This is a genomic window from Neopoerus faecalis (assembly GCF_029218125.1).
GTDB classification, from domain to species: Bacteria; Bacillota; Clostridia; order Oscillospirales; family Oscillospiraceae; genus Oscillibacter; species Oscillibacter faecalis_A.
Genome location: NZ_JARFXX010000004.1, coordinates 91504 through 116679 on the forward strand (window position 1 = coordinate 91504; position 25176 = coordinate 116679).

Annotated in this window: 29 protein-coding genes; 21 read left to right on the top strand and 8 right to left on the bottom strand. The window is 55.2% G+C overall.

What is annotated here, in order from left to right:
• Positions 1 to 323 precede the first annotated feature (323 nt).
• A complete protein-coding gene (locus PY311_RS06170; RefSeq protein ID WP_177717473.1) occupies positions 324 to 629 on the bottom strand; it encodes a helix-turn-helix domain-containing protein in 306 nt (101 codons plus the stop codon).
• A gap of 332 nt (positions 630 to 961) precedes the next feature.
• Positions 962 to 1210 (bottom strand): helix-turn-helix domain-containing protein, encoded by a 249-nt coding sequence (locus PY311_RS06175; protein WP_434059931.1) that lies wholly within the window; start codon positions 1208 to 1210, stop codon positions 962 to 964.
• Between the two features lie 418 nt (positions 1211 to 1628).
• Between PY311_RS06175 and PY311_RS06180 the strand changes: the two genes are divergently transcribed.
• The 19 genes from PY311_RS06180 to PY311_RS06270 all read left to right on the top strand — a co-directional run bounded on the left by PY311_RS06180 (position 1629) and on the right by PY311_RS06270 (position 18392).
• Complete coding sequence (locus PY311_RS06180) at positions 1629 to 2408, top strand: DUF134 domain-containing protein (RefSeq protein WP_286147801.1); 780 nt, start codon at positions 1629 to 1631, stop codon at positions 2406 to 2408.
• The gene (locus tag PY311_RS06185) at positions 2359 to 3066 is read left to right on the top strand and encodes a Crp/Fnr family transcriptional regulator (RefSeq protein ID WP_350309704.1); all 708 of its coding nucleotides are present in this window, start codon (positions 2359 to 2361) and stop codon (positions 3064 to 3066) included. The genes PY311_RS06180 and PY311_RS06185 overlap by 50 nt, the downstream gene beginning before the upstream one ends.
• 79 nt (positions 3067 to 3145) lie before the next feature.
• Positions 3146 to 3688: a rubrerythrin gene (gene rbr, locus PY311_RS06190; protein ID WP_286147802.1), complete on the top strand. Its 543-nt coding sequence runs from the start codon at positions 3146 to 3148 to the stop codon at positions 3686 to 3688.
• A 20-nt stretch (positions 3689 to 3708) separates the two neighbouring features.
• The gene (locus tag PY311_RS06195) at positions 3709 to 4083 is read left to right on the top strand and encodes a desulfoferrodoxin family protein (protein ID WP_286147803.1); all 375 of its coding nucleotides are present in this window, start codon (positions 3709 to 3711) and stop codon (positions 4081 to 4083) included.
• 76 nt (positions 4084 to 4159) lie between these two features.
• Positions 4160 to 4372, top strand: a complete 213-nt coding sequence (locus PY311_RS06200; RefSeq protein WP_107000761.1) for a DUF6219 family protein — start codon at positions 4160 to 4162, stop codon at positions 4370 to 4372.
• An 89-nt stretch (positions 4373 to 4461) separates the two neighbouring features.
• Positions 4462 to 4620: a rubredoxin gene (locus tag PY311_RS06205; RefSeq protein WP_055200402.1), complete on the top strand. Its 159-nt coding sequence runs from the start codon at positions 4462 to 4464 to the stop codon at positions 4618 to 4620.
• 146 nt (positions 4621 to 4766) lie between these two features.
• Positions 4767 to 4991, top strand: coding sequence for a ferredoxin-thioredoxin reductase catalytic domain-containing protein (locus PY311_RS06210; RefSeq protein ID WP_286147992.1), 225 nt, complete (start codon positions 4767 to 4769; stop codon positions 4989 to 4991).
• A 12-nt stretch (positions 4992 to 5003) separates the two neighbouring features.
• Positions 5004 to 5207: a 4Fe-4S binding protein gene (locus PY311_RS06215; protein WP_286147804.1), complete on the top strand. Its 204-nt coding sequence runs from the start codon at positions 5004 to 5006 to the stop codon at positions 5205 to 5207.
• Positions 5204 to 5785: a 4Fe-4S binding protein gene (locus tag PY311_RS06220; RefSeq protein ID WP_286147805.1), complete on the top strand. Its 582-nt coding sequence runs from the start codon at positions 5204 to 5206 to the stop codon at positions 5783 to 5785. The genes PY311_RS06215 and PY311_RS06220 overlap by 4 nt, the downstream gene beginning before the upstream one ends.
• 25 nt (positions 5786 to 5810) lie before the next feature.
• Positions 5811 to 6131: a thioredoxin gene (gene trxA, locus PY311_RS06225; protein WP_286147806.1), complete on the top strand. Its 321-nt coding sequence runs from the start codon at positions 5811 to 5813 to the stop codon at positions 6129 to 6131.
• Positions 6128 to 7822: an FAD-dependent oxidoreductase gene (locus tag PY311_RS06230; RefSeq protein ID WP_286147807.1), complete on the top strand. Its 1695-nt coding sequence runs from the start codon at positions 6128 to 6130 to the stop codon at positions 7820 to 7822. Before trxA (PY311_RS06225) ends, PY311_RS06230 begins: the two co-directional genes overlap by 4 nt.
• Positions 7819 to 8490, top strand: coding sequence for a GTP pyrophosphokinase (locus PY311_RS06235; RefSeq protein WP_286147808.1), 672 nt, complete (start codon positions 7819 to 7821; stop codon positions 8488 to 8490). Before PY311_RS06230 ends, PY311_RS06235 begins: the two co-directional genes overlap by 4 nt.
• A gap of 354 nt (positions 8491 to 8844) precedes the next feature.
• Positions 8845 to 9276, top strand: coding sequence for an RrF2 family transcriptional regulator (locus PY311_RS06240; protein WP_286147809.1), 432 nt, complete (start codon positions 8845 to 8847; stop codon positions 9274 to 9276).
• A gap of 22 nt (positions 9277 to 9298) precedes the next feature.
• Positions 9299 to 11212, top strand: a complete 1914-nt coding sequence (locus PY311_RS06245; RefSeq protein ID WP_286147810.1) for an acyl-CoA dehydrogenase family protein — start codon at positions 9299 to 9301, stop codon at positions 11210 to 11212.
• A gap of 22 nt (positions 11213 to 11234) precedes the next feature.
• A complete protein-coding gene (locus PY311_RS06250) occupies positions 11235 to 12446 on the top strand; it encodes an FprA family A-type flavoprotein (protein ID WP_286147811.1) in 1212 nt (403 codons plus the stop codon).
• 165 nt (positions 12447 to 12611) lie between these two features.
• Positions 12612 to 15128 carry a ribonucleoside-diphosphate reductase subunit alpha gene (locus PY311_RS06255; RefSeq protein WP_286147812.1) on the top strand — a complete coding sequence of 839 codons (2517 nt, stop codon included), beginning with the start codon at positions 12612 to 12614 and terminating at the stop codon, positions 15126 to 15128.
• Between the two features lie 10 nt (positions 15129 to 15138).
• Entirely contained in the window at positions 15139 to 16182 is a 1044-nt protein-coding gene (locus PY311_RS06260) for a ribonucleotide-diphosphate reductase subunit beta (RefSeq protein ID WP_286147813.1), read from the top strand.
• Positions 16183 to 16218: 36 nt separating this feature from the next.
• The gene (locus tag PY311_RS06265; RefSeq protein ID WP_177694919.1) at positions 16219 to 17082 is read left to right on the top strand and encodes a nitroreductase family protein; all 864 of its coding nucleotides are present in this window, start codon (positions 16219 to 16221) and stop codon (positions 17080 to 17082) included.
• 128 nt (positions 17083 to 17210) lie between these two features.
• A complete protein-coding gene (locus PY311_RS06270; protein WP_286147814.1) occupies positions 17211 to 18392 on the top strand; it encodes an FprA family A-type flavoprotein in 1182 nt (393 codons plus the stop codon).
• Positions 18393 to 18751: 359 nt separating this feature from the next.
• On the opposite strand, the gene trxB is transcribed toward PY311_RS06270, so the two are convergent.
• From trxB to PY311_RS06290, 4 genes are all read right to left on the bottom strand, one after another.
• Positions 18752 to 19681 carry a thioredoxin-disulfide reductase gene (trxB, locus tag PY311_RS06275; RefSeq protein ID WP_286147816.1) on the bottom strand — a complete coding sequence of 310 codons (930 nt, stop codon included), beginning with the start codon at positions 19679 to 19681 and terminating at the stop codon, positions 18752 to 18754.
• A 14-nt stretch (positions 19682 to 19695) separates the two neighbouring features.
• Positions 19696 to 20019 (bottom strand): thioredoxin, encoded by a 324-nt coding sequence (gene trxA / locus PY311_RS06280; RefSeq protein ID WP_286147817.1) that lies wholly within the window; start codon positions 20017 to 20019, stop codon positions 19696 to 19698.
• Positions 20020 to 20209: 190 nt separating this feature from the next.
• On the bottom strand, positions 20210 to 20701 hold the full coding sequence (locus PY311_RS06285; protein ID WP_286147818.1) for an RrF2 family transcriptional regulator: 492 nt from the start codon (positions 20699 to 20701) through the stop codon (positions 20210 to 20212).
• A gap of 2 nt (positions 20702 to 20703) precedes the next feature.
• On the bottom strand, positions 20704 to 21126 hold the full coding sequence (locus tag PY311_RS06290; RefSeq protein WP_286147819.1) for a rhodanese-like domain-containing protein: 423 nt from the start codon (positions 21124 to 21126) through the stop codon (positions 20704 to 20706).
• Between the two features lie 196 nt (positions 21127 to 21322).
• On the opposite strand from PY311_RS06290, the gene PY311_RS06295 reads away from it, so the two are divergent.
• Together PY311_RS06295 and PY311_RS06300 are read left to right on the top strand one after the other, a co-directional pair.
• Positions 21323 to 21502, top strand: a complete 180-nt coding sequence (locus tag PY311_RS06295; RefSeq protein WP_177610631.1) for a helix-turn-helix domain-containing protein — start codon at positions 21323 to 21325, stop codon at positions 21500 to 21502.
• A complete protein-coding gene (locus PY311_RS06300; protein ID WP_349148736.1) occupies positions 21499 to 22008 on the top strand; it encodes a ferritin in 510 nt (169 codons plus the stop codon). Before PY311_RS06295 ends, PY311_RS06300 begins: the two co-directional genes overlap by 4 nt.
• Positions 22009 to 22687: 679 nt before the next feature.
• Here the strand turns inward: PY311_RS06300 and PY311_RS06305 are convergent.
• Together PY311_RS06305 and PY311_RS06310 are read right to left on the bottom strand one after the other, a co-directional pair.
• The gene (locus PY311_RS06305) at positions 22688 to 24652 is read right to left on the bottom strand and encodes a hypothetical protein (protein ID WP_434059935.1); all 1965 of its coding nucleotides are present in this window, start codon (positions 24650 to 24652) and stop codon (positions 22688 to 22690) included.
• A 149-nt stretch (positions 24653 to 24801) separates the two neighbouring features.
• Positions 24802 to 25161: a response regulator gene (locus PY311_RS06310; protein WP_350309705.1), complete on the bottom strand. Its 360-nt coding sequence runs from the start codon at positions 25159 to 25161 to the stop codon at positions 24802 to 24804.
• Positions 25162 to 25176 lie beyond the last annotated feature (15 nt).

A 25176-nucleotide genomic window follows, 5' to 3' on the forward strand; every position in this document is an offset into this window, starting at 1 on the left:
TTGCACCATTCGTAGGTAATGACGCCGATTCCCAGATCCCAGTCAGCTTCCACCACAGAGGCTCTTGATGCGCCATAAAACTCAGCTGCACCTTTCAGAAGGCCACTTATGATAGCTTCTGAATCCTCGGTGTTTCGCAGACTGGCCTCCAACACGCTCATTCCACGATGAAACGCACTGCATTCAACAAGCGGTGTGGTTTCCTGCATGATTTCGCTGCTCATGAATATGCCCCCTTTGATTTGTAAAAAATGCAGAGACTGTCCAATGTAACTCGGGCAGCCTCTGCTGTGAGCCGCACAGTATGGCTGAGCGGTTATGTACTATACGATTGTCTTGATGAATGCGGCAAGTGCCTCGCGCTGATCCTCCTTGAGAGCCGCAACACTATTATCTAATTCACTCTTGGCGTTAGGTGAATTTGCTGTATCATTCTCCGTAAAGAACTGCGCCAGTGTAATCCCGCAAGCGTCACAAATCGCATTTACCGTTGGCAGGGATGGTTGATTATTTCTCTTGAAGATATTGCTGATCGTTGTCTGCGACAGGCCGGATTCCTGCGCTAATCGATAAATAGTCCATCCACGCTCGGCCATCAGCTGCCGGATTCGGTTTTGTGCATTGAACATATATACCACCTACTATGTCATTAGTTTACACCTCATTTGATTATCCTTGTAGAACTCATCAGTATGGTATATGGAAATCAAATGATGTGTATTTTGTGGTGATATACTATGCAATTCCGGCGTATTACCCAGAGTTAGAACTGCAAATTGTTTTTCTCTCAGGTTTCAATGCAAATCACCTCTATAAAGCAAAATCCCGCAAGGCATGGATTATACACCGATGCCTTGCGGTTTCTCTGTACTTACAAATATGTTATTTCAGGGAATGGTCACTCACGGGTCAGCCGACGAATATTGCCGATGATGAGCATTAAGTCATCGTCATTCAGCTTTCACAATTCTTCAATGGCCGTTTGCAGGAGTGCGGGATTTTCTTCGGATTCATCGAAGAATTGGCTTGGTGTAATATCAAAATAGTTACAGATTTGAAGAAACTCTGCCATAGGTGGCAACGATTTGCCAGAGGATATGTTATAAACATAGCTTCTGCTATGCCCAAGATCATAACTCATTTGATATTCAGAGACACCCTTTTTTAATCTCAGCTGAGTAATTCGATCACGCACGAATTGTGTGTCCATATGATATTCACCACCTATCTTATGATTATTTTAGGTGATGACCGAAGAAAAATAACCCACGATTTTACGCCGTTTGCCTTGAAGACATACAGGAGTTTATGCTATAATACAGAAAATTATGTTTTTTGCTCTGCGGTTCAAGTCATTTATCGAATTGCGTTTGTTTATAGCGTATCAAAAATGTTTTAACCCGCATTGCATTGCAACAAAAAAACGAGTGCCACGGGCACTCGTTCAGGCGTCGCTTCTTTTCGTAAAGTATCTAACTTGAGGATAGCTCACATGTTGCTTTCGACTCCGACTATCAGCCAACATCTACATGAGGATAGAAATTACAGCGGCTTCTTAAAAATCCATATTGATTTTTCTGTCCGACGTGCTATAATCGGCATATACCGAAAACGAAGGGGGCGCGTCCATGCCAAGACCGCCACGGTGCCGTCGGATTTGTGGCGCACCGCAAGTTGATACCTTCTGCCCCAACGGGTGCGAGGATGCCGAGCCGATCCTGCTGACGCTGGACGAGTACGAGGTCATTCGGCTGGTTGACCTGGAGCAGCAAACCCACGAGCAATGTGCCGCGCAAATGGATATTTCCCGCTCTACCGTGCAGGAGATTTACGAAAGCGCACGGCGCAAGATCGCAGCGTGTCTTGTCCACGGGAAACCGCTGCACATCACCGGGGGAAACTACCGCATCTGCGGAGGACAGGAGGCAGCCCACTGCGGCCGCTGTTGCCGGATGCAGAGAGCCAACATGGAAAAATCAGGCAAAACTTGCAAAGGAGATTCCATTATGAAAATTGCAGTTACCTATGAAAACGGTCAAATCTTTCAGCATTTCGGCCACACCGAACAGTTCAAGCTTTATGAAGCTGCGGACGGCAAAATCGTTCATGCGGAAGTCGTTGACACCAACGGCAGCGGTCACGGCGCACTGGCAGGCTTCCTGATGCAGAACGGCGTGGACACTTTGATTTGCGGAGGCATCGGCGGCGGTGCGCAGGCGGCTCTGGCCGAAGCGGGCATCAAGCTCTACGGCGGTGTCAGCGGAGACGCTGATGCGGCGGTGAGCGCATTGCTCAACGGAAATCTGGGCTACGACCCCAATGTTCACTGTGACCACCATGACCATGAGCACGGCGAGGATGGGCACACCTGCGGTGACCACGGATGCGGCAAGCATAGCTGCCATTGATATGGAACGCACACTGACACAACTTCCGTTCTGGTCATCCTTGACCGAACAGGAGCAAGAAACGCTGCGCCGAAGCGCCTTTGTCCGTCATTATGAAAAGGGCGCATTTGTTCACAGCAGCGACAATGAATGTCTCGGAATGATGTTCGTCCTTTCCGGCGAGATCCGCACCTATCTTCTCTCCGAGGAAGGGCGAGAAGTCACATTGTTCCGGCTGTATCCGGGTGAGCTGTGCGTGCTTTCTGCCTCTTGTGTGATCAGTCAGATCACCTTTGATACGCAAATGACCGCCGGAATGGATATGGACGTTCTGATTATCCCCGCAAATATCATTGCTGCACTCAAGGAGAAAAATCTATATGTCCGCTGCTTCCTCTATGAGTTGGCAACGAAACGGTTTTCTGATGTGATGTGGGCGATGCAGCAGATCATGTTCAAGGGATTGGATCGGCGGCTGGCAGAATTTCTTCTTGCCGAAGCGGAGCGTACCGGCTCCGACACGATACGTATGACCCATGAGCAGATCGCCCAGCACATCAGCTCGGCGCGGGAGGCAGTGGCACGAATGCTCAAAAACTTCTCAGAGGACGGGCTGGTGGAGTTGAAGCGCGGCGCGATCACGCTGCGGGATAAGAACAGACTAAATCGCCTAAAATAAAAAGAAATGTGACCTTGTCACAGAAAGAAATCATAAATTTGGTACAATAAAAGCAGAAAAGCTGAAAGGAGCGTCGACCATGAAAGAAACAAAATACGCAGGTACTCAAACCGAAAAAAACCTGATGGCCGCCTTTGCCGGTGAGTCCGAGGCACGCAACAAGTACACCTATTTTGCATCCAAGGCCAAGAAGGAAGGCTACGAGCAGATTGCGGCGTTGTTCCTCAAGACCGCCGAGAACGAAAAGGAGCACGCGAAGCTCTGGTTCAAAGAGCTGAACGGCATTGGTGACACCGCCGAAAACCTTCTCTCCGCCGCTGAGGGCGAGAACTACGAGTGGACGGATATGTACGACGGCTTTGCCAAAACCGCCGACGAGGAAGGTTTCCATGAGCTGGCCCAGCGTTTCCGCCTGGTAGCCGCCATTGAAAAGCACCATGAGGAGCGCTACCGTGCCCTGCTGCACAATGTGGAGACGGCGGAGGTCTTTGCCAAGAGCGAGGTCAAGGTGTGGGAGTGCCGCAACTGCGGTCATATCGTGATCGGTGAGAAGGCGCCGGAGGTCTGCCCGACCTGCAACCATCCCCAGAGCTACTTTGAAATTCACGCGGAAAACTATTAAAGAGAAAAGGAGAACGAATCATGGAGCAGAAGTTTTACATTTGCAAGCATTGCGGCAATATCATTGCCAAGGTCAAGGACACGGGCGTTCCCGTCATCTGTTGCGGTGAGCCGATGAGCGAGATCGTCCCCGGCACCACCGACGCGGCTGTTGAAAAGCACGTCCCCGTCTGGACGGTGGAAAACGGCGTCGTCCATGTCAAGGTCGGCTCCGTGGAGCATCCCATGCTGCCGGAGCACTACATCGAGTGGGTCTCTCTCCACACCAAGCAGGGCAATCAGCGTAAGGAGCTGCACCCCGGCGAGAAGCCCGAGGTCTGCTTCGCTCTCTGCGAGGGCGACGAAGTCGAGGCGGTCTACGCCTACTGCAACCTCCACAGTCTGTGGAAAGCGTGATCGTTCCGCGCATGGTATCTTAGAACCAACATAGAGAACTGAATGTCATGCATTGCAGGCAGGAGGCAAACAAGTCATGAAAGCACATAAATATTGGTCAATCGGAGCGGTAATTACCATGTTTGGAACTTTTTGCACTGGATATAAAGGCTCAAAAACAACGCATAAGTACCTTGCGCTTAGTTCCTTGATCTGCATGGTTATGGCAGTATATACGGGTCATAAAATGATTTCAGGGAATAAGAAAACAAAGAGAGTAAAACAAGCGGAAGCTGTGGATATTCTTTGAGTAAGATAGGAATCGTTATTGTTTCTGATGACGATAAAGTCGGGCTAATGTTGTGTGCGAAATAAAAAACATCAAAGGAGAATTTCATTATGAAATATGTATGTGATGTGTGTGGTTGGGAATACGATGAAGAAAAGGGCTATCCGGAAGGCGGCATTGCACCGGGTACAAAATGGGAAGATATTCCGGATGATTTTGAATGCCCCTTATGTTCAGTTGGCAAAGACCAGTTTTCTGTGGCTGAGTAAGGAAGCACAACAAAACCTACAAGCAAAGAGCCGTGAAGCAGTATGTAAGATCCCGCTTCACGGCTCTTTCTCGCTTATATAAAAATTTGCCGTAACGTAACCTCGTCACAGAAAAATGCTTTGTCCTGCGGTATGATAAAGCCACAATCAAGAAAGAGGTGGCGAACATGAAAATCAAGCTCAACCCCGATCAGGAGATTGTCAATACCATCCGGGAAGGACTCAAGCGCACCGGCGGATACTGTCCCTGCCGCAGAGAACGCACAGAGGCAACCAAATGTATGTGCCAAGAGTTTAAGAATCAGATTGCCGATCCTGATTTCGAGGGCTACTGCCACTGTATGCTCTATTACAAATCCTTGCAGGATTAAGGGAGGAACGCTATGCTGTCAAAGAAACTGGCTTCCATAGATAAGACGCGATGCGTCGCCTGCGGCGTGTGTGAAAATACCTGCCCCTTGGGGGCCGTCAAGGTGCGCCGGGGCTGTTACGCCGCCGTAGAGGAAGAACGCTGCATTGGCTGCGGCAAGTGCGCGAGGCTCTGTCCCGTGGGCTGCATCGAGGTGAAAGCGAGGGACGAGGCATGAAGAAAGCAAAACATTGGTACGACTACCTCTGGGTCTGCGCCATCATTTATTTTACCCTCGGCTTTTTCAATATCCTGTTTGCATGGCTGGGCATGATCGACTTCCTGTTGCCGCTGTTCTTAGCCATCTTTGGCGGGAACAAATTCTTTTGCAACCACCTCTGCGGCCGGGGACAGCTGTTCAGCAAGTTGGGAACTGACCTTAAATGCTCCCGCTGCAAGCCCACACCCCGCTGGATGTCCTCCAAGTGGTTCCGTTATGGTTTTTTGATCTTTTTCCTGACGATGTTCGGCAACATGGTGTTCCAGACTTATCTGGTGGCGGCGGGGGCCGCGTCCCTGCGGGAGACCATTAAGCTGTTCTGGACCTTCCGTGTGCCGTGGGGCTGGACTTATACAGCCGGGACGGTCGCTGATTGGGTGGCACAGTTCAGCTTCGGCTTTTATAGCTTGATGCTGACCTCGCTGCTCATCAGCCTTATCGTCATGGTGCTCTACAAGCCCCGTACATGGTGCGCCTTTTGCCCCATGGGAACCATGACGCAGGGCATTTGCAAGCTGAAAAACAAAGAATCATAAAAGATCAACGAAAGGAGTCATTCTCATGGCTGAACTGAAAATTACTGCTGCGAATTTTGAAAATGAGGTACTGCGTTCCGACAAGCCCGTCCTGCTGGACTTCTACGCCGACTGGTGCGGACCGTGCAAAATGCTCTCTCCCATACTGCATGAGCTTGCCGAAGAAAAAAGCGGTGCCCTCAAGGTGGGCAAGGTCAATGTGGACGAGCAGATGGAGCTGGCGATGCGTTTTCAGGTGTCCAGTATCCCGATGCTGGTCGTATTCAAGGATGGAAAGGCCGTTGCCAAATCGGTGGGCTATCGGCCTAAGTCGGAGATCACCGCCATGGTGGAGGGCGCAAGATGAAAGTTGTGATCGTAGGCGGCGTGGCCGGAGGCGCGTCTGCCGCCGCCCGCCTCCGCCGTCTGGATGAACATGCGCAGATCATCATGATCGAGCGCAGCGGCTATGTATCCTATGCCAACTGCGGCCTGCCGTATTATGTGGGCGGTGTGATCAAGGAGCAAGAAGAACTGACGCTGCAAACTCCGGAGAGCTTCTGGGATCGTTTTCGCATTGATGTGCGGGTACGGCAGGAAGTAACTGCGATCAATCCCGCAGAGAAAACCGTCACCGTTCACGCATTGGATAGTGGAAAGGTCTACACGGAAACCTATGACAAACTGCTCCTCGCACCCGGCGCAAAGCCGACGGTTCCTGCGCTTTCCGGCGTGGACAGCGAGCGGGTCTTTACCCTGCGCACCGTGGAGGATACCCTCCGCATCAGGCGCTTTGTTGAGGATCAGAAGCCGAAAACCGCTGTTTTGGCTGGCGGCGGCTTTATCGGTCTGGAAATGGCGGAAAACCTTGTGGAGATGGGTGTTTCCGTCACCATCGTTCAGCGCCCGAAGCAGCTATTAGCGCCGCTGGATGCGGATATGGCGAGCTTTGTCCATGCGGAAATGCGCAGACACAGCCTGGCTCTGCGGTTGGGTGAAACCGTCACCGGATTCCGACAGGACGGAGATTCCGTGCTGACCCTGTTGGAAGAAAGTGAGCCGCTGCATTCGGATATGGTGCTGCTGGCCATCGGTGTTACCCCGGATACGCATCTGGCAAAAGAAGCCGGACTCAGGCTTGGTATTCGTGGCAGCATCGCTGTCAACGAGCGGATGGAAACCTCCGTGCCGGACATCTATGCTGTAGGCGATGCCGTAGAGGTCACCCATTTCGTGACCGGCCAGAAAGCGTTGATCTCGCTGGCAGGGCCTGCCAACAAGCAGGGACGCATTGCCGCTGACAATATCTGCGGCGGAAACAGCCGCTTTACCGGCTCTCAGGGCTCGTCTGTTCTGAAGCTGTTCGGCTTGACAGCGGCCTCCACGGGGATCAATGAGAAGGCAGCGCAGGCAGCAGAGATCGCTTACAACAAAGTCGTATTGTTCCCAGCATCCCACGCTACCTATTATCCCGGCGCACAGTCTATGGCAATGAAGGTACTGTATGAAAAAGAAAGCCTGCGGCTGCTGGGTGCGCAGATCGTTGGCGGCGACGGCGTGGACAAGCGCATTGATGTACTGGCAACGGCCATTCGCACAAAAATGACAGCTTTGGAACTGACGGAGCTTGACCTTTCCTATGCGCCGCCCTATTCCTCTGCCAAAGACCCGGTCAACATGGCAGGCTTTATGATCGAGGATTTGGAGAGCGGAAAGGTGAGCCAGTTCCATTGGGATGAGGTGGACGACCTGCCCCGCGATGGCAGCGCGGCGCTGCTGGACGTCCGAACGGAGTGGGAGTATCAGCGGGGCCATCTGGACGGCTTTCGGAATATTCCCTTGGACGATCTGCGGGAGCATTTGGACGAGTTAGACCGGGACAAGCCTGTCTATGTGAATTGCCAGACAGGGCTTCGCAGTTATCTGGCCTGTCGGCTTTTGACGCAGTACGGTTTCTCTTGTTCCCATCTCTCCGGCGGATACAGTTTTTATCAGGTCGTAACAAAAGAGCAGCAGACAGCGCGGAGCGCCTATCCCTGCGGAATGGAGAAGCTATGAGTGAAAATCTATTTGGTTTGACGGTTGCGGCAGATAAAGGCTTGGATGATCTGCAATGCCAGCGCCTTTTAAGTGAAAATCGCAAGTATCAGGAAGTCATGCTGCAATACCGATGTGCGCTGAAAGCACTTGAAAGCAGGTTGGAAATTCTGAACGAAGAGTTTTCATTGCAGCATGACCGCAATCCGATAGAAAGTATGAAAAGCCGCTTGAAGTCGCCGTCCAGCATTATGAACAAGATGCAGAAGCGCGGACTTCCTCTGGATTTTCCGACCATGCAGGCAAATATCATGGATGTTGCCGGTGTGCGTGTGATCTGCTCTTTCGAGGAGGATGTGTTCTTTTTGGCAAAGTGCTTAAAAGATCAGTCTGATATTGAGATAGTTACAGAGAAGGACTACATTTCCAACCCAAAGCCCAACGGCTACCGCAGTCTGCACCTGACGATCCGGCTGCCGGTATTCTTTGCGGAAAAAGAGATCCATGTGCCGGTGGAGATACAACTCCGTACAATCGCCATGGACTTCTGGGCAAGCCTTGAGCATACCATCCGCTATAAGAAAAACCTGCCGATAAATACTGAAATCGAAAATGAGCTGAAAGAGTGCGCCGATTCCAGCAGAGAATGGGACAGCAAAATGGAACATCTACTGCACATCTTAACATAATGTGTCGAATATAAAATGAAAAGCACGCACTTTATTGCTTGTTTCGGTTGGACGGCTTAGGCTTGTCAGGGATCGCCGCATCCGCCTTGGGTGGGCGCCCCCTGCGAGCCCCAACCAATTTCTCCGCTTTCTGGTTTTCAGTCATAGTCTTTTCTGCTTTCGGCGGGCTGCCACGGCACAGTTTTTTCGGCTTCTATAATTGGAAGGAACATGGCTTTTCGCTGAATGGAAAGCGAAGCTGACCCGGGCTGGGGCGGTCTGTGTTAAAGCGATATTTTTTTGAAATTATCTTGACAAATTTTGTCAAGATTGATATGATGGCAATAACAAGCAAGCGAAAAGAGGATGCGGAGCATGATCATCACCAAAGAGACGGACTACGCGCTGCGCATTTTGCGGGTGCTGCTGGACGGGGAGAAGCATTCGGTGGCCGAGATGTCGGAAACGGAATTGATCCCCAATCAGTTTGCCTACCAGATTCTGCGCAAGCTCTCCGCCGGCAATTTGGTGCGGGTGAGCCGCGGCGCTCTCGGCGGCTGTGAGCTATCCTGTGATCTGGACGCGACCTCTCTCTACGATCTCATGGGGGTCATGGGGGAGCGGGGCGTCCTGTGCGCCTGCATGGAGCCGGGATATGAGTGCCGCTGGCAGGACGAGCACGGGCGGTGCGCCATCCACTGTCAGCTGGCGGCCTTGCAGCGAAAGCAGGACGAGGCGTTCCACGCCGTGAGCCTGCGCAGGCTGCTGACCGGCGAATCCGATCCTCAAGATACAAGCGAGCTGTAAAATTTTAAGAGGAGGTATCCGTATGCTGTTTCAAACCACGGCGGCGCACGAAGAGCTGCGCGCGAAGATCCGGAGCTTTGCGGAGGAGGAGATCAAGCCTCTCGCGTTTTTGATGGATCAGAACAATGAGTTTCCCGAGGAGGCTGTCAAGAAGCTGGGCAAGCTGGGCTGGATGGGCATCCCCTACCCAAAGGAGTATGGCGGCGCCGGTCTGGACGCCCTAAGCTACGCCATCGCGGTGGAGGAACTGGCCCGTGTGGACGGCGGCGCGGGCGTCATCCTCTCCGCCCATGTCTCCCTCGGCTCGTGGCCCATTTTCGCCTACGGCACCGAGGAGCAGAAGCAGAAATATCTGGTTCCGCTGGCCAAGGGCGAGAAGATCGGGGCCTTTGGCCTCACGGAGCCCAACGCCGGATCCGACGCCGGCGGCACGGAGACTACGGCGCTGGATAAGGGGGACTACTACCTCCTTAACGGCGGCAAGATCTTCATCACCAACGCCCCTAAGGCAGACACCTATGTGGTTTTCGCCGTCACCACGCCGGACATCGGTACCCGGGGCATCTCCGCTTTCATCGTGGAGAAGGGCTGGAAGGGCTTTGAGTTCGGCGACCACTATGACAAGATGGGCATTCGCTCCTCCTCCACGGCGGAACTGATCTTCAACGATGTGAAGGTTCCCAAGGAAAACCTGCTGGGCAAGGAGGGGGACGGCTTCAAGATCGCCATGTCCACGCTGGACGGCGGACGCATCGGCATCGCCGCGCAGGCACTGGGCATTGCCCAGGGCGCGTTTGAGCAGGCGCTGAGCTATTCCAAGGAGCGAATTCAGTTCGGAAAGCCCATCGCGGCCCAGCAGAGCATCGCCTTCAAGCTGGCGGATATGGCCACCAAGCTGCGCTGCGCCCGGTTCCTCATCTACTCCGCGGCGGAGCTGAAGGAGCAGCACGCGCCCTATGGCATGGAGTCCGCCATGGCGAAGATGTACGCCTCGGACATTGCGCTGGAGGTCACCAACGACGCCTTGCAGATCCACGGCGGCAGCGGCTTCCTCAAGGGCATGGAGGTGGAACGGGCCTACCGCGACGCCAAGATCACCACCATCTACGAGGGCACCAACGAGATCCAGCGGGTGGTCATCGCCTCTCATCTGGTGGGCAGGCTGGGCAAGAGCTCCGGCGGCGAGAGCCGTTCGGCGGCCAAGAAACCCGCGCCCATCACCGGCATCCGCAAAAAGACCATCTTCCGGGAGGGGGATGCCGCCCAGCAGGTGGCCGACCTTGTGGCGGCGCTGAAGAAGGATGGTCACGACTTCTCCGTGGGCATCCCCATGGATATGCCCATCCCGCAGGCGGAGCGCGTGGTCTCCGCGGGCAAGGGCATCGGGGAGAAAAAGAACATGAAACTGGTAGAGTCGCTGGCCAAGGCCGCCGGCGCGGCCATCGGATCCTCCCGCCCCGTGGCGGAGACCCTCAAGTATCTGCCGCTGAACCGCTATGTGGGTATGTCCGGGCAGAAGTTTACCGGCAATCTGTACATCGCCTGCGGCATCTCCGGCGCGTCCCAGCACCTCAAGGGTATCAAGGATGCCTCCACCATCGTGGCCATCAATAAAAACGGTAACGCGCCTATCTTCAAGAACTGCGACTACGGCATCGTGGGTGATGTGGAGGAGATCCTGCCCCTGCTCACCGCTGCGCTGGATAGCGGCGAAAAGCTGCCCGCGCCGCCCATGGTAAAGATGAAGCGGCCCACGCCGCCGAAGCCCGCCCCCATCGGCGACCGCTATGTCTGCAGCGGCTGCGGCTACGAGTATGTGCCGGAGTTGGGCGACGAGGACGGCGAGATCGCGCCGGGTACGCTCTTTGAGCAGCTTCCCGCCGAGTGGGTGTGTCCCGAGTGCGCGGAGACGAAGGATCAATTTGTAAAGGCTTGAGCCGTGAAGGAGGTAAGATAAGATGTATTGCGTGCGTAAAGTAACGAACGACCTCTACTGGGTGGGCGCCAACGACCATCGCCTGGCCCTGTTTGAAAACTGCTTCCCCATTCCCCGGGGCGTAAGCTACAACTCCTACTGCCTGCTGGATGAAAAGACGGTGCTCTTTGACACGGTGGACTGGTCTGCCTGCCGCCAGCTTTTGGAAAATCTGGCGTATGTGCTGGATGGCCGCGAGCTGGACTACCTGGTTGTTAACCATCTGGAGCCGGATCACGCCGCCTGCATTGAGGAGATCTTGCTGCGCCATCCCAAGGTGAAGCTGATCTCCAACGAGAAGGCCTTCATGCTCATGCGGCAGTTCGGCTTCCATGTGGACGGACATGAGTGCATCGAGGTGAAGGAGGGCGACACCTTCTCCTTCGGCAAGCACACCGTCACCTTTGTGGGCGCGCCTATGGTTCACTGGCCGGAGGCTATGGTGACCCTCGACGTCACCGACGGCGTCCTCTTTTCCGCCGATGCCTTCGGCACCTTCGGCGCGCTGGACGGCAAGCTGTTTGCCGACGAGGTGGATTTCGAGCGGGACTGGCTGGACGACGCCCGCCGCTACCTCACCAACATCGTGGGCAAGTACGGTCCCCACATCCAGCTCCTGCTGAAAAAGGCCGGCGGCGTTTTGGATCAGATCAAGTACATCTGCCCGCTCCACGGCCCCGTGTGGCGCAAGGATCTGGGCTGGTTCATCGAAAAATACGACACATGGAGCCGCTATGCCCCTGAGACCCAGGGCGTGCTCATCGTCTACGCCTCTATGTACGGCAACACGGAGAACGCGGCGCAGGCGCTGGCGGCATCGCTCTGCGATAAGGGCATGAGCAAGGTGGCGATGTACGATGTGTCCTCCACTCATGTCTCCCAGCTGATCTCCGAGGCATTTAAGTACAGTCACATTGTCCTGGCCTCTGTGACCTACAACCTCGGCATCTACCCTGCCATGCATGACTTCCTCATGGATATGAAGGCGCTGAATCTGCAAAACCGCACCTTTGCCATCATTGAAAACGGCTCATGGGCGGTGAAGTCCGGCGACCTCATGCAGAAATTCGTCAACGATGAGCTTAAGAACATGACGGTGCTCAACGAGCGGCTCAGCCTCGCCTCGTCCATGGGCACGGACAAGCGCACTGAGCTGGAAGCACTGGCGGACGCCATTCTGGAATCTATGAAGTGACTGGCAGGGAAGCCAAAACCAAGACAACAGACAACAAACAGCCCCGCCGCGTCGGCTGCAGAAAAACCGGCTTTCAAAAACAGAGCGGGCAAGCGTGATACTGCGCTTGCCCGCTCTTTGCCCAAAAGGACATAAGAAGTGACCGGAGAAGATGAGAGGATCGAAATGGAGATCAGAAAACGAAACGGGAAGTCTGTTCCCTTTCAACAGGAGAAAATTTTCAACGCCATGAAAAAAGCATTTGATGGACAGGGCAGGGAGATCGGGAGCAGAGAGCTGAATGAGATCCTCGCCGCCGTTCTCGACAACCTCGCCGCCGCAGCGCCGCTCACCGTGGAACGTGTGCAGGACGAGGTGGAGCGGACGCTCATGGAGCGCGGATACTATGAGGTGGCAAAGGCGTACATCCTCTATCGCGAAAAGCGGTCTGCGCTGCGCCGCGTACGGCATACCATCGCGCAGACGGTGGGGGATAACTCGCTTGACGAGGTGCTGCGCCGTATCCAGATGGATTTTACCGAGGAAATCTACTCCCTCGCGGCGCTTCAAATGAAATTTGAGAGCTTCTGTCGCCCGGGCATGACGGAGGCTGAGCGGGCTGAGGCACTGACCAAGGCAGCGGTAGAGCTGACTACGGCAGAGGCACCCAAGTGGGAGTTCATCGCGGCGCGGCTTCTGAACCACTCCTTTCGCTGTCGCAACGCACAGGAATGGGAGGGGCGCGGCATCGGCGACCTCTATGGCAGGCTTCGCTATCTGACGGATAAGGGACTCTACGGTGACTATATTCTTGCCCACTATACCCACGAGGAGATCGCCATGGCGGAGGACTTTCTCTGCCCGGAACGGGACGAGCTGTTCACCTACTCCGGCCTTGACCTGCTGCTCAAACGCTATGTGATCCAGACACGCAGCCGCGTGCCGCTGGAAACACCGCAGGAGATGTTTTTGGGTATCGCGCTGCATCTTGCTATGAACGAAGGCTCTGACCGCATGGGGTGGGTAAAACGCTTTTACGATATGCTCAGCCGTATGGAGGTCACGATGGCGACACCTACCATGTCCAACGCACGAAAGCCCTACCATCAGCTTTCAAGCTGCTTTGTGGACACTGTGCCGGACAGTCTGGACGGCATCTACCGCTCGCTGGACAACTTCGCAAAGGTCTCTAAATTCGGCGGCGGAATGGGGATGTACTTCGGTAAGGTGCGCGCCGCAGGCAGCACCATCCGCGGCTTTCAAGGGGCGGCGGGCGGCATTATCCGCTGGATCCGGCTGGTCAACGACACCGCCGTGGCGGTGGATCAGTTGGGGATGCGGCAGGGCGCTGTGGCGGTTTACTTAGACGCATGGCACCGGGATCTGCCGGAATTCCTTCAACTGCGCACTAACAACGGCGACGACCGCATGAAGGCGCATGATGTGTTTCCCGCCGTGTGCTATCCGGATTTCTTCTGGCGACTGGCGGAGGAAAACATAGACGCGCCGTGGCATCTCATGTGTCCGCATGAGATCCTCACGGTCAAGGGCTACGCACTGGAGGATTACTGGGGTACGGAATGGGAGAAGCGGTATCTGGACTGCGTCAATGACCCGCGCATCGAAAAACGCAGCGTCACCGTCAAGGACATCGTGCGGCTGGTGCTTCGCTCGGCAGTGGAGACCGGCACGCCCTTCGCCTTCAACCGCGACAGCGTAAATCGTATGAACCCAAACGGCCACACGGGAATGATCTATTGCTCCAATCTCTGCACGGAGATCGCGCAGAACATGGCACCCATCGAGCATATCAGCACTGAGGTGCACACGGAGAACGGCGACACAGTGGTGGTGACGGCCACACGCCCAGGTGAGTTTGTGGTCTGCAACCTGGCGAGTCTGTCTCTCGGTAATCTGCCGGTGGAGGACGAGGCCTATATGGAACGCACGGTGGAAACGGCCATCCGCGCACTGGATAATGTGATCGACCTCAACTTCTACCCGTTGGAATACGCGCGGCTTACCAATCAGAAGTACCGCAGCATCGGCCTGGGCGTCAGCGGCTACCACCACATGCTGGCAAAGCGCGGCATCCGCTGGGAGAGCGAGGAGCACCTTGCCTTCACCGACACGGTGTTCGAGCACATCAACTACGCCGCCGTCAAGGCGGACGCAGCACTGGCACGGGAAAAGGGTCGTTACGCGCTCTTTGAGGGCAGCGACTGGCAGACGGGCGCGTATTTTGAAAAGCGGGGTTATACCTCCGAAAAGTGGCGGGCGCTTGCGGAGACGGTGGCGGTGCAGGGAATGCGCAACGCCTATCTGCTGGCGGTCGCACCGACCTCCAGCACATCTATCCTCTCCGGCACGTCGGCGGGCATCGATCCAATTATGAAGAAATTCTTCTTAGAGGAGAAAAAGGGCAGCATGCTGCCCCGCGTTGCCCCAGAGCTTTCTATGGATACATGGTGGTACTATAAGGCGGCGCATCTGATCGACCAAAGCTGGTCGGTGCGCGCCGCGGGCCTTCGCCAGAGACATATTGACCAGGCGCAGAGCATGAATCTCTATATCACCAATGACTATTCCATGCGTCAGGTGCTCAGACTGTATTTAGAGGCGTGGAGGGTCGGCGTCAAGACCATTTACTATGTCCGCAGCAAGGCCCTTGAGGTCGAGGACTGCGAAAGCTGCTCGTCATAAGGAGGATAGCATGACGGAACTGAAGAAAAAGCCCCTCTTTAACCCGGAGGGCGACCCTGATGTGCGCCTGCGGCGCATGATCGGCGGCAATACCACCAACCTCAACGACTTCAACAATATGAAGTACGCTTGGGTCAGCGACTGGTACCGGCAGGCCATGAACAACTTTTGGATCCCTGAGGAGATCAATCTCTCGCAGGATGTGAAGGACTATCCCCGCCTGTTGTCAGCCGAGCGCAGCGCCTACGATAAAATTCTGAGTTTTCTTGTCTTTTTGGATTCCATTCAGACAGCGAACCTGCCTAATATCGGCGCCTACATTACCGCCAACGAGGTCAATCTCTGCCTGTCCATTCAGGCGTTTCAGGAGTGTGTCCACTCACAGAGCTACAGCTATATGCTCGACACCATCTGTTCCCCCGTGGAGCGCAATGACATCCTCTACCAATGGAAAACGGACGAGCATCTGCTGCGCCGCAACACCTTCATTGGGGACTGCTACAACGAGTTTCAGGAGCGGAAGGACGCTCCCACGCTGCTGCGCGTGATGATGGCGAACTATATTTTGGAGGGCATCTATTTTTACAGCGGCTTTATGTTCTTCTACAATCTCTCCCGAAATGGGAAGATGTCCGGCTCGGCGCAGGAGATCCGCTATATCAACCGCGACGAGAACACTCACTTGTGGCTGTTCCGCAATATCATCACGGAGCTGCAAAAGGAGCAGCCGGAACTGTTCACCGCCGAGAGCGTACAAGCACTGCGTGAGATGATGCGTGAGGGCGTGGAGCAGGAGATCGCATGGGGGCATTATGTGATCGGCGACGACATCCCCGGGCTGAACCGGCAGATGATCAGCGATTACATCCGCTATCTCGGCAATCTTCGCTGGACGAGCCTTGGCTATCCCGCATTGTATCCGGGCTTTGAGAGCGAACCGGAGAGCATGGAATGGGTCAGCCAGTACGCCGACGCCAACATGGTCAAGACCGATTTCTTTGAGGCACGCAGTACCGCCTACGCCAAGAGCACCGCACTGATAGACGATTTATAAGAAAATCAAAGACATCAGAATAGGAGATACCCTACTATGAATTACAGCGCTATGATTCAAAATCGCAGATCCGTTCACGCATTCCGCGAAAAGGAAGTTCCGAGCGAGGCTATCGGCCAGCTCCGATCCTACTATGAAAAGACCTGCCCCCGTCTTGTCCCGGAGATTGCAACGGAGTTGATCGTCTTGGACAAGGATGCACAGCCGGCACTGGAGAGCTCAGCGGGCTATAAGCAATTTCTCATCGGAGCACCGCACTACCTGCTCCTTATGTCTGCCCCGCATTCCTATGCGGCCATCAACGCCGGCTACATGATGGAAGATCTCGTCCTCAAGCTGACTGAGTTGGACATTGACACCTGCTGGATGACCTTCACCGACAGCGACAAAATCAAAAAGGCACTTTCTCTCACCACCCCGTTAGAGGTGGCGGCAATCGTTGCCTTTGGCTACGGGGAAAAGACCGCAAAAAAGCTGCGGCTGAATATCCTAAGTATGTCTCAGATCGATGTGCGGGCCGAGCAGCAGTACTACGCGCCCAAAAAGGGCGTGCATGATTTGGTTCACATGGGGAGCTGGAGCAACAAGTCTGGGCTTGACGAGATGATGGACTTCTACGACGATATGCTCTGGCAGTCCTTCTACGCCGCTTCGCTCTCCCCCAGCTATCTCAACCGTCAGCCCTATGGCTTCCTTGTGCAGGATCACAGCATCTATTTGGTGCAGCAGGAGGATGCCTACACCGATAATTTGGATGCCGCATTGGATCTCGGTATTGTCATGCTCCACTTCTCCGCCGTCGCCTCCCAGTGGGCGGGGCAGGTACGCTGGGAACTTTCACCTGCTGCTCCCGACGGCCTGCCGGAAGGACTTCGCTCCGCTGCGGTGTACCACATGTAACGACTCTGGGGGAAGCAAGGCAACGGTAAAATGCGCGACCGTCGATCCGCGGTTGAGCGTATGTTCCATTAGAAAAGAAAAACCTATCAGTCAGAGTCTGATTAAGGAAAATAGGAGGTATTTTTTATATGGCTATCCGAACGGTAACAGATGCCATCCGCTATGTAGGGGTGGATGATAACACATTGGCACTCTTTGAAAACCAGTACCCCGTCCAGCCTATGGGAGTGAGCTACAACTCCTATGTCATTCTGGACGAGAAAATCGCCGTGATGGACAGCGTGGACGCACGGGCGGCGGAGGAATGGCTTTCCAATGTAGCGCAGGTGTTGGAGGGGCGCAGCCCCGATTATCTTGTGGTCACACACATGGAACCGGATCATTCCGGCAGCCTTATACGGATAGCGCAAGAGTACCCGGAGATGAAGATCGTAGGAAACGCAAAAACATTTACCTTGATCAAGCAGTTCTTCGGCACAGGTGCATTGTCGGAAGAGCGTATGCTGGAGGTCGGCGAAGGAGATACGCTTTCCTTGGGTATGCACCGGCTGCGCTTCCTGCTGGCACCGATGGTGCACTGGCCGGAGGTGATGGCAGCGTATGAAGAGGAGGAAAAGATCCTGTTCTCGGCGGATGCCTTCGGCCGCTTCGGTTCACTGGAACGGACTGCCCGTGCCCCCTGGGTGCCGCAGGCCCGGCGGTATTATTACAACATCGTTGGGAAATACGGCGCACAGGTGCAGGCGCTGCTGAAAAAAATCTCCGCGCTGGAGATCCAAACGATCTGCCCGCTCCATGGTCCCGTGCTTACAGAAGGGCTGGAGGAGTGTCTGCGGCTCTATGATCTCTGGTCACAATGGGAACCGGAAGAACCGGAGGGCATCCTGATCGCTCACGCATCCATCCATGGAAATACCGCATATGCATCGGAGGCCCTCAAGAGCAAGCTGGAGGGAAAAGGTGCGCAAGTCACCATGTGCGATCTGACGGCAACAGACCTTTCCTATGCCGTGACCAGCGCATTCTACTGTGGGAAACTGGTGTTGGCATGCTCCACTTATGACGGAGGACTGTTCCCGCCCATGAAGGAGTTTTTGGAACATTTACAGACAAAGGGATTCCGAAACCGCCGAATCGGCCTCATGGAAAACGGCTCTTGGGCCCCTGCTGCCGCGCGGCTGATGCGCGCCGAGTTGGAAAAGATGAAGGAACTCCGACTGTGTGAAACGGAGGTATCGCTGCGCGGCGCACTGAACCAAACCAGTGAGGCGCAGATGGACGCTCTGGTGGCTGAGCTCTGCGCGGAATAAGCTGCAACAAACCGCAGCTATTGCAGCTATTCTCGTACAGATGATGGTCTTACTCATCTGCTTTATGTCCCAAGGGCAGAGTACCGTCATCTCAGGTTGAGGTCACGATGTGGTGTGGGGCGAGACCGGAGTCTTGAGAACGCATAAAAGCACAGCCGCAGAGTACATCTGTGGCTGTGTTTTGTGTTCAGTTGCACACTGTTGCGTGGACTGGATATGGAGAGACAACATATCTCCCAATCTTACATGGGTTATCTTATCTGCCATCACTCTGGCAGTTCGCCTTGCAGATATGTCGGCATCCCCACTGCGGTCGTATCCGGCCTGACCTTAAACATGGCTTTTTCAATCTACCTCCCTTATCGGTTTTCCGCGATATATTTTTCCGCCATGTGGACTGCCACTGCGCCGTCCGCCACGGCGGTGACCACCTGACGGAGGGGCTTCGTCCGCACGTCGCCCACGGCGTAAACGCCGGGAATACTGGTTTCCGTGGTCTCTCCGGCCACGATATAGCCGCCGCCGTCCAGCGATAGTTGACCCACCGCCAGCGCCGTGGCGGGCTGTCGGCCCACGCTGACAAATACGCCGTCGCAGTCCACCACGCTTTCCTCACCGGTGACGGTGTCCCGCAGGCGGACGCCGGTCAGCCTGTCCCCGGAAAGCAGCGCGGAAACGACGCTGTTCCAACGGAATTCCACGTTTTCGGCCTGTGCCAGCGGCTCGTGATAGATCTTGGTGGCCCGCAGGGTGTCTCTGCGGTGGACGAGGATCACCTTTTTTGCCACGCGGCTGAGAAGGAGGGCATCTGCCGCGGCGGAATTGCCGCCGCCCACCACGACCACCGTTTTGCCCTTGTAAAACATCCCGTCGCAGGCGGCGCAGTAGGCCACGCCCCGGCCCAACAGCTCCGCCTCTCCGGCTACGCCCAGCGTTCTGGGGTCTGCGCCGGTGGCCAGCACCACGGTTTTCCCGCGGAAGATCCCCTCACTGGTTTCCAAGAGCTTGGGAACCGCCGTCAGATCCATGCGGAGGACTTCTGCGTATTCGCTGCGTACCCCGAAGCGCTCCGCCTGCTTTTGCATCTTCTCCGCCAGAGAGAAGCCGTCGATCCCGTCCTCAAAGCCGGGATAGTTGTCGATCTGCTCGGTCAGTGCCATCTGCCCACCGGCGGACAGTTTTTCCAGCACGACGGTGTCCAGCCCCGCCCGTGCCGCGTACAGGGCGGCGGTGTAGCCGCCTGGGCCGCCGCCCACCACGAGCATATCATAAACATGATTGTTGTTCATATCTGAACCCTCCGTTATTTCGCCAGGGCTTCCTGAATGAAACGGTCGATCTCTGCCTTTGAGCCGGGTGCGGTGACGGAATCCACGGCCTTTCCGTTTCGGTACAGCACAAGAGTTGGGATGACCGCGATCCCCTCGGCCCCCGCCAGCCGCGGCTCCTCGTCAATATTGATCTTGCCGACAACGAGGCTGTCCGCGTATTCCTCTCCAATCTTCTCATACGCAGGGCCAATCCTCCGGCAATAGCCGCACCAGGGCGCCCAGAAATCCACCAAAACAGGCTTTTCCTCCCGGATCAACTGCTTAAACTGCTCCTGATTCATATTCATAGCTGCCATATCTGTCAGCTCCTTTCCTTTGTTTGGGTATAGTATACCGCATGACAAGCGGTTTTACTGTGACGGCGTCACATAATTTGAGAAAATCGGCGCGGCGCTGCTCTGGTTGTACGATTAGGCTCCTTGAGCTCTGCAAAGCTTTTGGAGTTCAAACAGAAAATACCAAGAGCCAAAGCGACTGTGGGTATGATCAAATCAGATTGTACGAGCTGACGCTGTCCTGCCGATCTCTACAGACCGTAGCTGCTTCATCCATTTGCAAAACCCCTTTCTGTGTAAAAAGCTGTGTTTCAATATCCGTGATCGTAATGTGCGAGAGATAGGCGGTGCATTCCTCATTCATGCTCCGGTACAGCGCATCCATCACGCCCGCCATGCCAGAGCAGATGGCGCAGTCCCGGTCAATGTCGCCGCTGTGCCACGCGCAGTCCACAAAGCGGGTATTCACCGCCTCCGCCACCTGCCGGAGAGAAAGGGTTGCGGGGTCTGCCGTCAGGCGGTAGCCGCCGTCCAAGCCCTCCCGGGTCTCCACCATTCCCGCCTTTTTCAGCCCCGCCAGCACCCGGCGGACGCGGGTGGGATTGGTGCAGATGTTCTCCGCCAGCGCTTCGCTGCTGAGGGAGCGTCCACTGTGGCTCAGGCAGATCAGCGCATGGACGGCCAGATTAAAAGAACTGTCCACAATCATCCCTCCTTCACAAGCTCGTAGGGCCAGTCGATGACGCCGCCGAAGTCGTAGACGCTCTGATACCCCAGCGCCAGCAGCTTTTGTGCAGCATCCTTGCTGCGGCGGCCGCTGCGGCAGTAGATCAGCAGCGTCGCTTCCTTGTCGGGCAGCGCCTCGGGCATTTCGCTCCCGATGCTCTCGTTGGGCACAAGGACGGCGTTTTCAATATGCCCGCCGTCGTACTCCTCCCGGGTGCGAACATCCACCACCACGACCTCCTGCGAGGCCATCATCTCATAGGCTTCCTCGGCGCTGAGCTTATGATACGCCGCCTTGCCTGTCATGTCCTCCGCCGTGTTCGCTTTTGTCTTGGACAGCGTGCAGCCGCTCAGCAGCGCAAGCGAGGTGGCAAGTGCCGCAAAAAGTAATATCTGACGCATAATCAACCTACAATGTAACTGTGCTTGCTACTGATACAGTTTATGCTGAAATATAACAGATACGGTTAAAACTGTCAAGGTACTTCGAGGCAGCTTTTGGAGCACAGGCCCTTTGTGGTTGTTGACAGAGAAAAAAATATAGGTATAATAAAAGCAAAAGAATAAGACTCATTCTTGCATTTGGAGGGTTGGCGGTATGCCAAAATACGCAGAGGAGATATTGGCCGCCGTAACGGAGCTACAGCAGCATCCCACGGCGGAGCAGGTGTTCCTGGAGATGAAAAGGGAGCATCCCAGCATCGCTCTGGATCCGGTATATCTGCCCCGCCTGCCGGGAGCAGGAAAAAGACAATCTTATGGAGGAGAAGTATCATGAACGCTAACGTATCTAAGCTGCTCAACGAGCAGATCAACAAGGAGTTCTACTCCGCCTATCTGTATCTGGACTTTGCCAACTACTACGCCGCCGTCGGACTGGACGGCTTTGAGAACTGGTACCGGGTACAGGCGCAGGAGGAACGGGATCACGCCATGCTGTTTTATCAGTATTTGCAGAATAACGGCGAGGGCGTCACCTTTGAGGCTATCGCAAAGCCGGAGTGGGAACGAGGCGACCACATGACCCCGCTGAAAAAGGCACTGGAGCACGAGAAGCTGGTCACCGCCAGCATCGATGCCATCTACGCCGCCGCATACGAGGCAAAAGACTTCCGCGCCATGCAGATGCTGGACTGGTTCATCAAGGAACAGGGCGAGGAGGAGAAGAACGCCGCCGACCTCATCACCAAGATGGAGTTGTTCGGCGGTGACAGCAAGGGGCTGTATATGCTCAACAGCGAGCTGAAGGCACGGGTCTACACCGCGCCCTCGCTGGTGCTGTAAGCCCCGCGCGTCTGCGGGCTTTCGCATCAGGCAAAAGGCAGACTGCATACAGGTGGCCTGCCTTTTCTTCCACCAGACGGTTAGAGTAGACTAACTGCGTATAAAACAGAATGAACTTCAGAACTCGAACAAGGAAAAGGAGATCGAAACCGTTACCCTCATGGTGCGCCGGTATTGTTGGGGCGTGCATGGGACAAGGGGCGAGGCGCTTGGCCGATACTCCCTACCGCAGTTCTTTTTCCTGCGGAGCCACTCAGGCCTCCCGGGTATGACAAACATAACAATGTCAGGTGTGCCGTGCTCTTGGACTCCGGCGTGTTTTCCCGGTCTTGCAGTTAGCGACCGTTCCTTGTTGATGACCGCGGAGGCACATGGCCATCCCACACAATTGATTCTATGACGGAGATCTATCACTTCACGCTTTCGCATTACGGCCTTCCTGCTCTCTGTCCTACGCTTAAACGTCATTGTTGGCCTTTGACGCTCCAAGGACTCGATACTGATGGCTTGCCAAGCCTTACCAGGCCGGATTCCCACCGGCTATATGCTTGCCACCGAACCGGCGCACACCCCCGTTTCTTTCATTATATCAGAATATCAGAAGCGGGGATGATTTTGTGGTTTTTTGACAGGCTGAGGAAGTCTCCGGCGCTTTTGGCACCGGAGTCTTCCTTGGGTCTTACTTCGCAAGTACAACGGAAATTTTGATCTCCTTTTCCGCCTCGCTCAGGTCGAACGCACCGCCGTCTGCGACGCTGACACGCAGTTCATACAGTGTGCCGTCAGTCAGGGTATCCACGCCAGTCCCGGCTTCATCCGTGATCGTCCACAGCTCTTTGCTGACCTCCGCCAGCTTTCCGTCCGCACCGTAGGCATAGAGCTTCAAATCAGCGGCGCTTCCGGAAAGATTGTTCATCCGGAACGAGACCGTCGTGTTGGGGTGGACGTTTTCAACTGTCACGGTGTTGCGCCAGCTTGCAACCGCTCCTTCGCCGCCGGCCTGCTCAAACTGTTCCTGTGTCAGTACGTTCCGCGCGGCCTTATCGAGATCGACCTCTCGGTACGGCATTTCGGGCAGATAGGCGAAGCGATCCTGTAATCTGAGCAGCTCCAGATAGCCCGTCGGGCAGTAGAGCGCGTTGCCGCTGTTGCCGGCATACATACCAATTGCCATGTTGTTGTAGCCGTATTTGTTGGAAACATCCATCGTAAAGACGGTCTCGCCGGTCGCAAAGTCCAGAATGATGTACTGCCACATGCCGCTTTCCAGATCCTGCACATAGCCGTAAATATAGCCCGTTGCGGTGGAGAGCTTCATAATTGACGTGTCGCTCAAGTCATTGCGGCACCAGACGCTTTTCATCTCATAGCCGGAATCGGTTTTGATGGTATCGACACGTTCGACGCCGGGCGCGATCATGCAGTTGCCCTTTGTCAGCCAGTTCATATCATAGATGTTGGCGTAGCTCTGGATGGAAGAGTCGTTGTTGGGATCGGCAAGGCCTGCGCTGCCTGCGCCGAACCAGTTGCACACGATAGTGCTGACGGTGCCCTCACTGTCGTCATAGACGATGGCAGAGTTTTCAACCGCCACCTGATAGCCCTCGGGCAGATCGTCCAGCACCGGCAGACTTGCAACGATCTTACCGGTCTTCATATCGAGCGCCAGCAGCTTGACGGGGTCTGCGTTGTCGGTGAACATCACAAGATCCGGCGTCAGCGACGGGGAGCAGCCGCCGCCCCAGGCAAGACCGCCGCCGGTGGTCTTGTCGTTTTCGCCGCTGACCTTAGCGCCGACGCTCTCATACGGTGTGCACCAGACAGCCTCGACACCGTTATTGGCACGCAGCAGATAACAGTTCTGGTTTGTCAGGATGACCGCACCGTCCTTGGAGGCGGCAATCCCGTTTTCCGCGCCCTCGCCGAGCGCCAGCCCGTAGACGAAGACGGCCTTCGAAAGGTCGGCCTGCTCTCCGTTCAGGATCGCCTCAATCGCCGAGTGGGCGATGTAGCCGAGCACGCCCTGCTGCTCACGCTCGGGATAGATGCGGAAGCCGCCGGTTGCAAACCAGAGGTTGCCGTCGTAGTCAAAAACCACGGACAGAAGATTCTGCGTCAGCTCCTTGCCGAGCGCAGCCTCGGCTGCCGCCTTGATGTCAATGTCCAGTACCTTTTCAAATTCAGGCAGGACGTTTCCTGCTTCATCGGTTGCCCGCAGCATCAGCACATGGTTGTTGCTGGTGGGGCAGACGATGCGGTTTTCCGAGTCAAGGAACGTGTAGGAGCTCTGGATGACATAACCACCGCCGTCATGCTGCTTCGGAGAGAAATAGCCAAGAGTCTTCGTCTCTTCGGCATTCAGATCGCGGATGGCGACGCCGCCGAGCAGCGGTACGACTGCGTGGCCGTAGCTGTCAAAGTAAATGGCAGGCGAAGCGTTCGCGTTGGTTTTTTCATAGGAAACATTGATCTCTGGATAGATGCCAAGCGGCAAGACTTCATCCGTAGAGTCGGTATTGTAGCCGTCGTGGTGAATGTTGGCGTCGCTCTTTGCCATATAGGGGTTTTCATCGACACGCTTGGCATTCATGGCCTTTACCGGCAGGGCGGCGCTTGCCGCGGAGTCTGTATCCGATGCAGGCATGTCGGAAGACTGCTTCGCACCGCAGGCCGCCAAAGTCAGGCACAACACACCGGCCAGCAGAAGGGTTGGTACAGAACATTGTAACTTTTTCTTTTTCATTGATATCCTCCATTTTTGTGCTTGTTGTCTTGGTTTGGTTCGATGCCCGTTTATTCAATCCAGGCATTCAGTCCTCGCCGGAATGCTTCCTCGGAAACCGGCTTCATCAGGAAATAGTCGGCTCGCAGCCGGAAGGCGTGAAGAGAGAAATCCAGGTCACTGCACCAGATCATCCGGCACGCGGGGCATAAGGAGCGAAGATGCTCCGCTGCATTCAGTCCTGCCACTCCGGAAAGTGCAATGACGGCATTGGTTGGAGCCTCTTTCTGCGCCGTTTCAAAAAAGCGTTCCTGGTCGTCATATTGCATGACCTGCGGAAACAGCCCCTTCGCTTCACAAAACCGGGTAATTTGCTCGGCGTAGCGCTGCCGCTCTGCTTCCTGTTCTGCCAGCACGGCAATACGATACACAGATTTCCCTCCTTC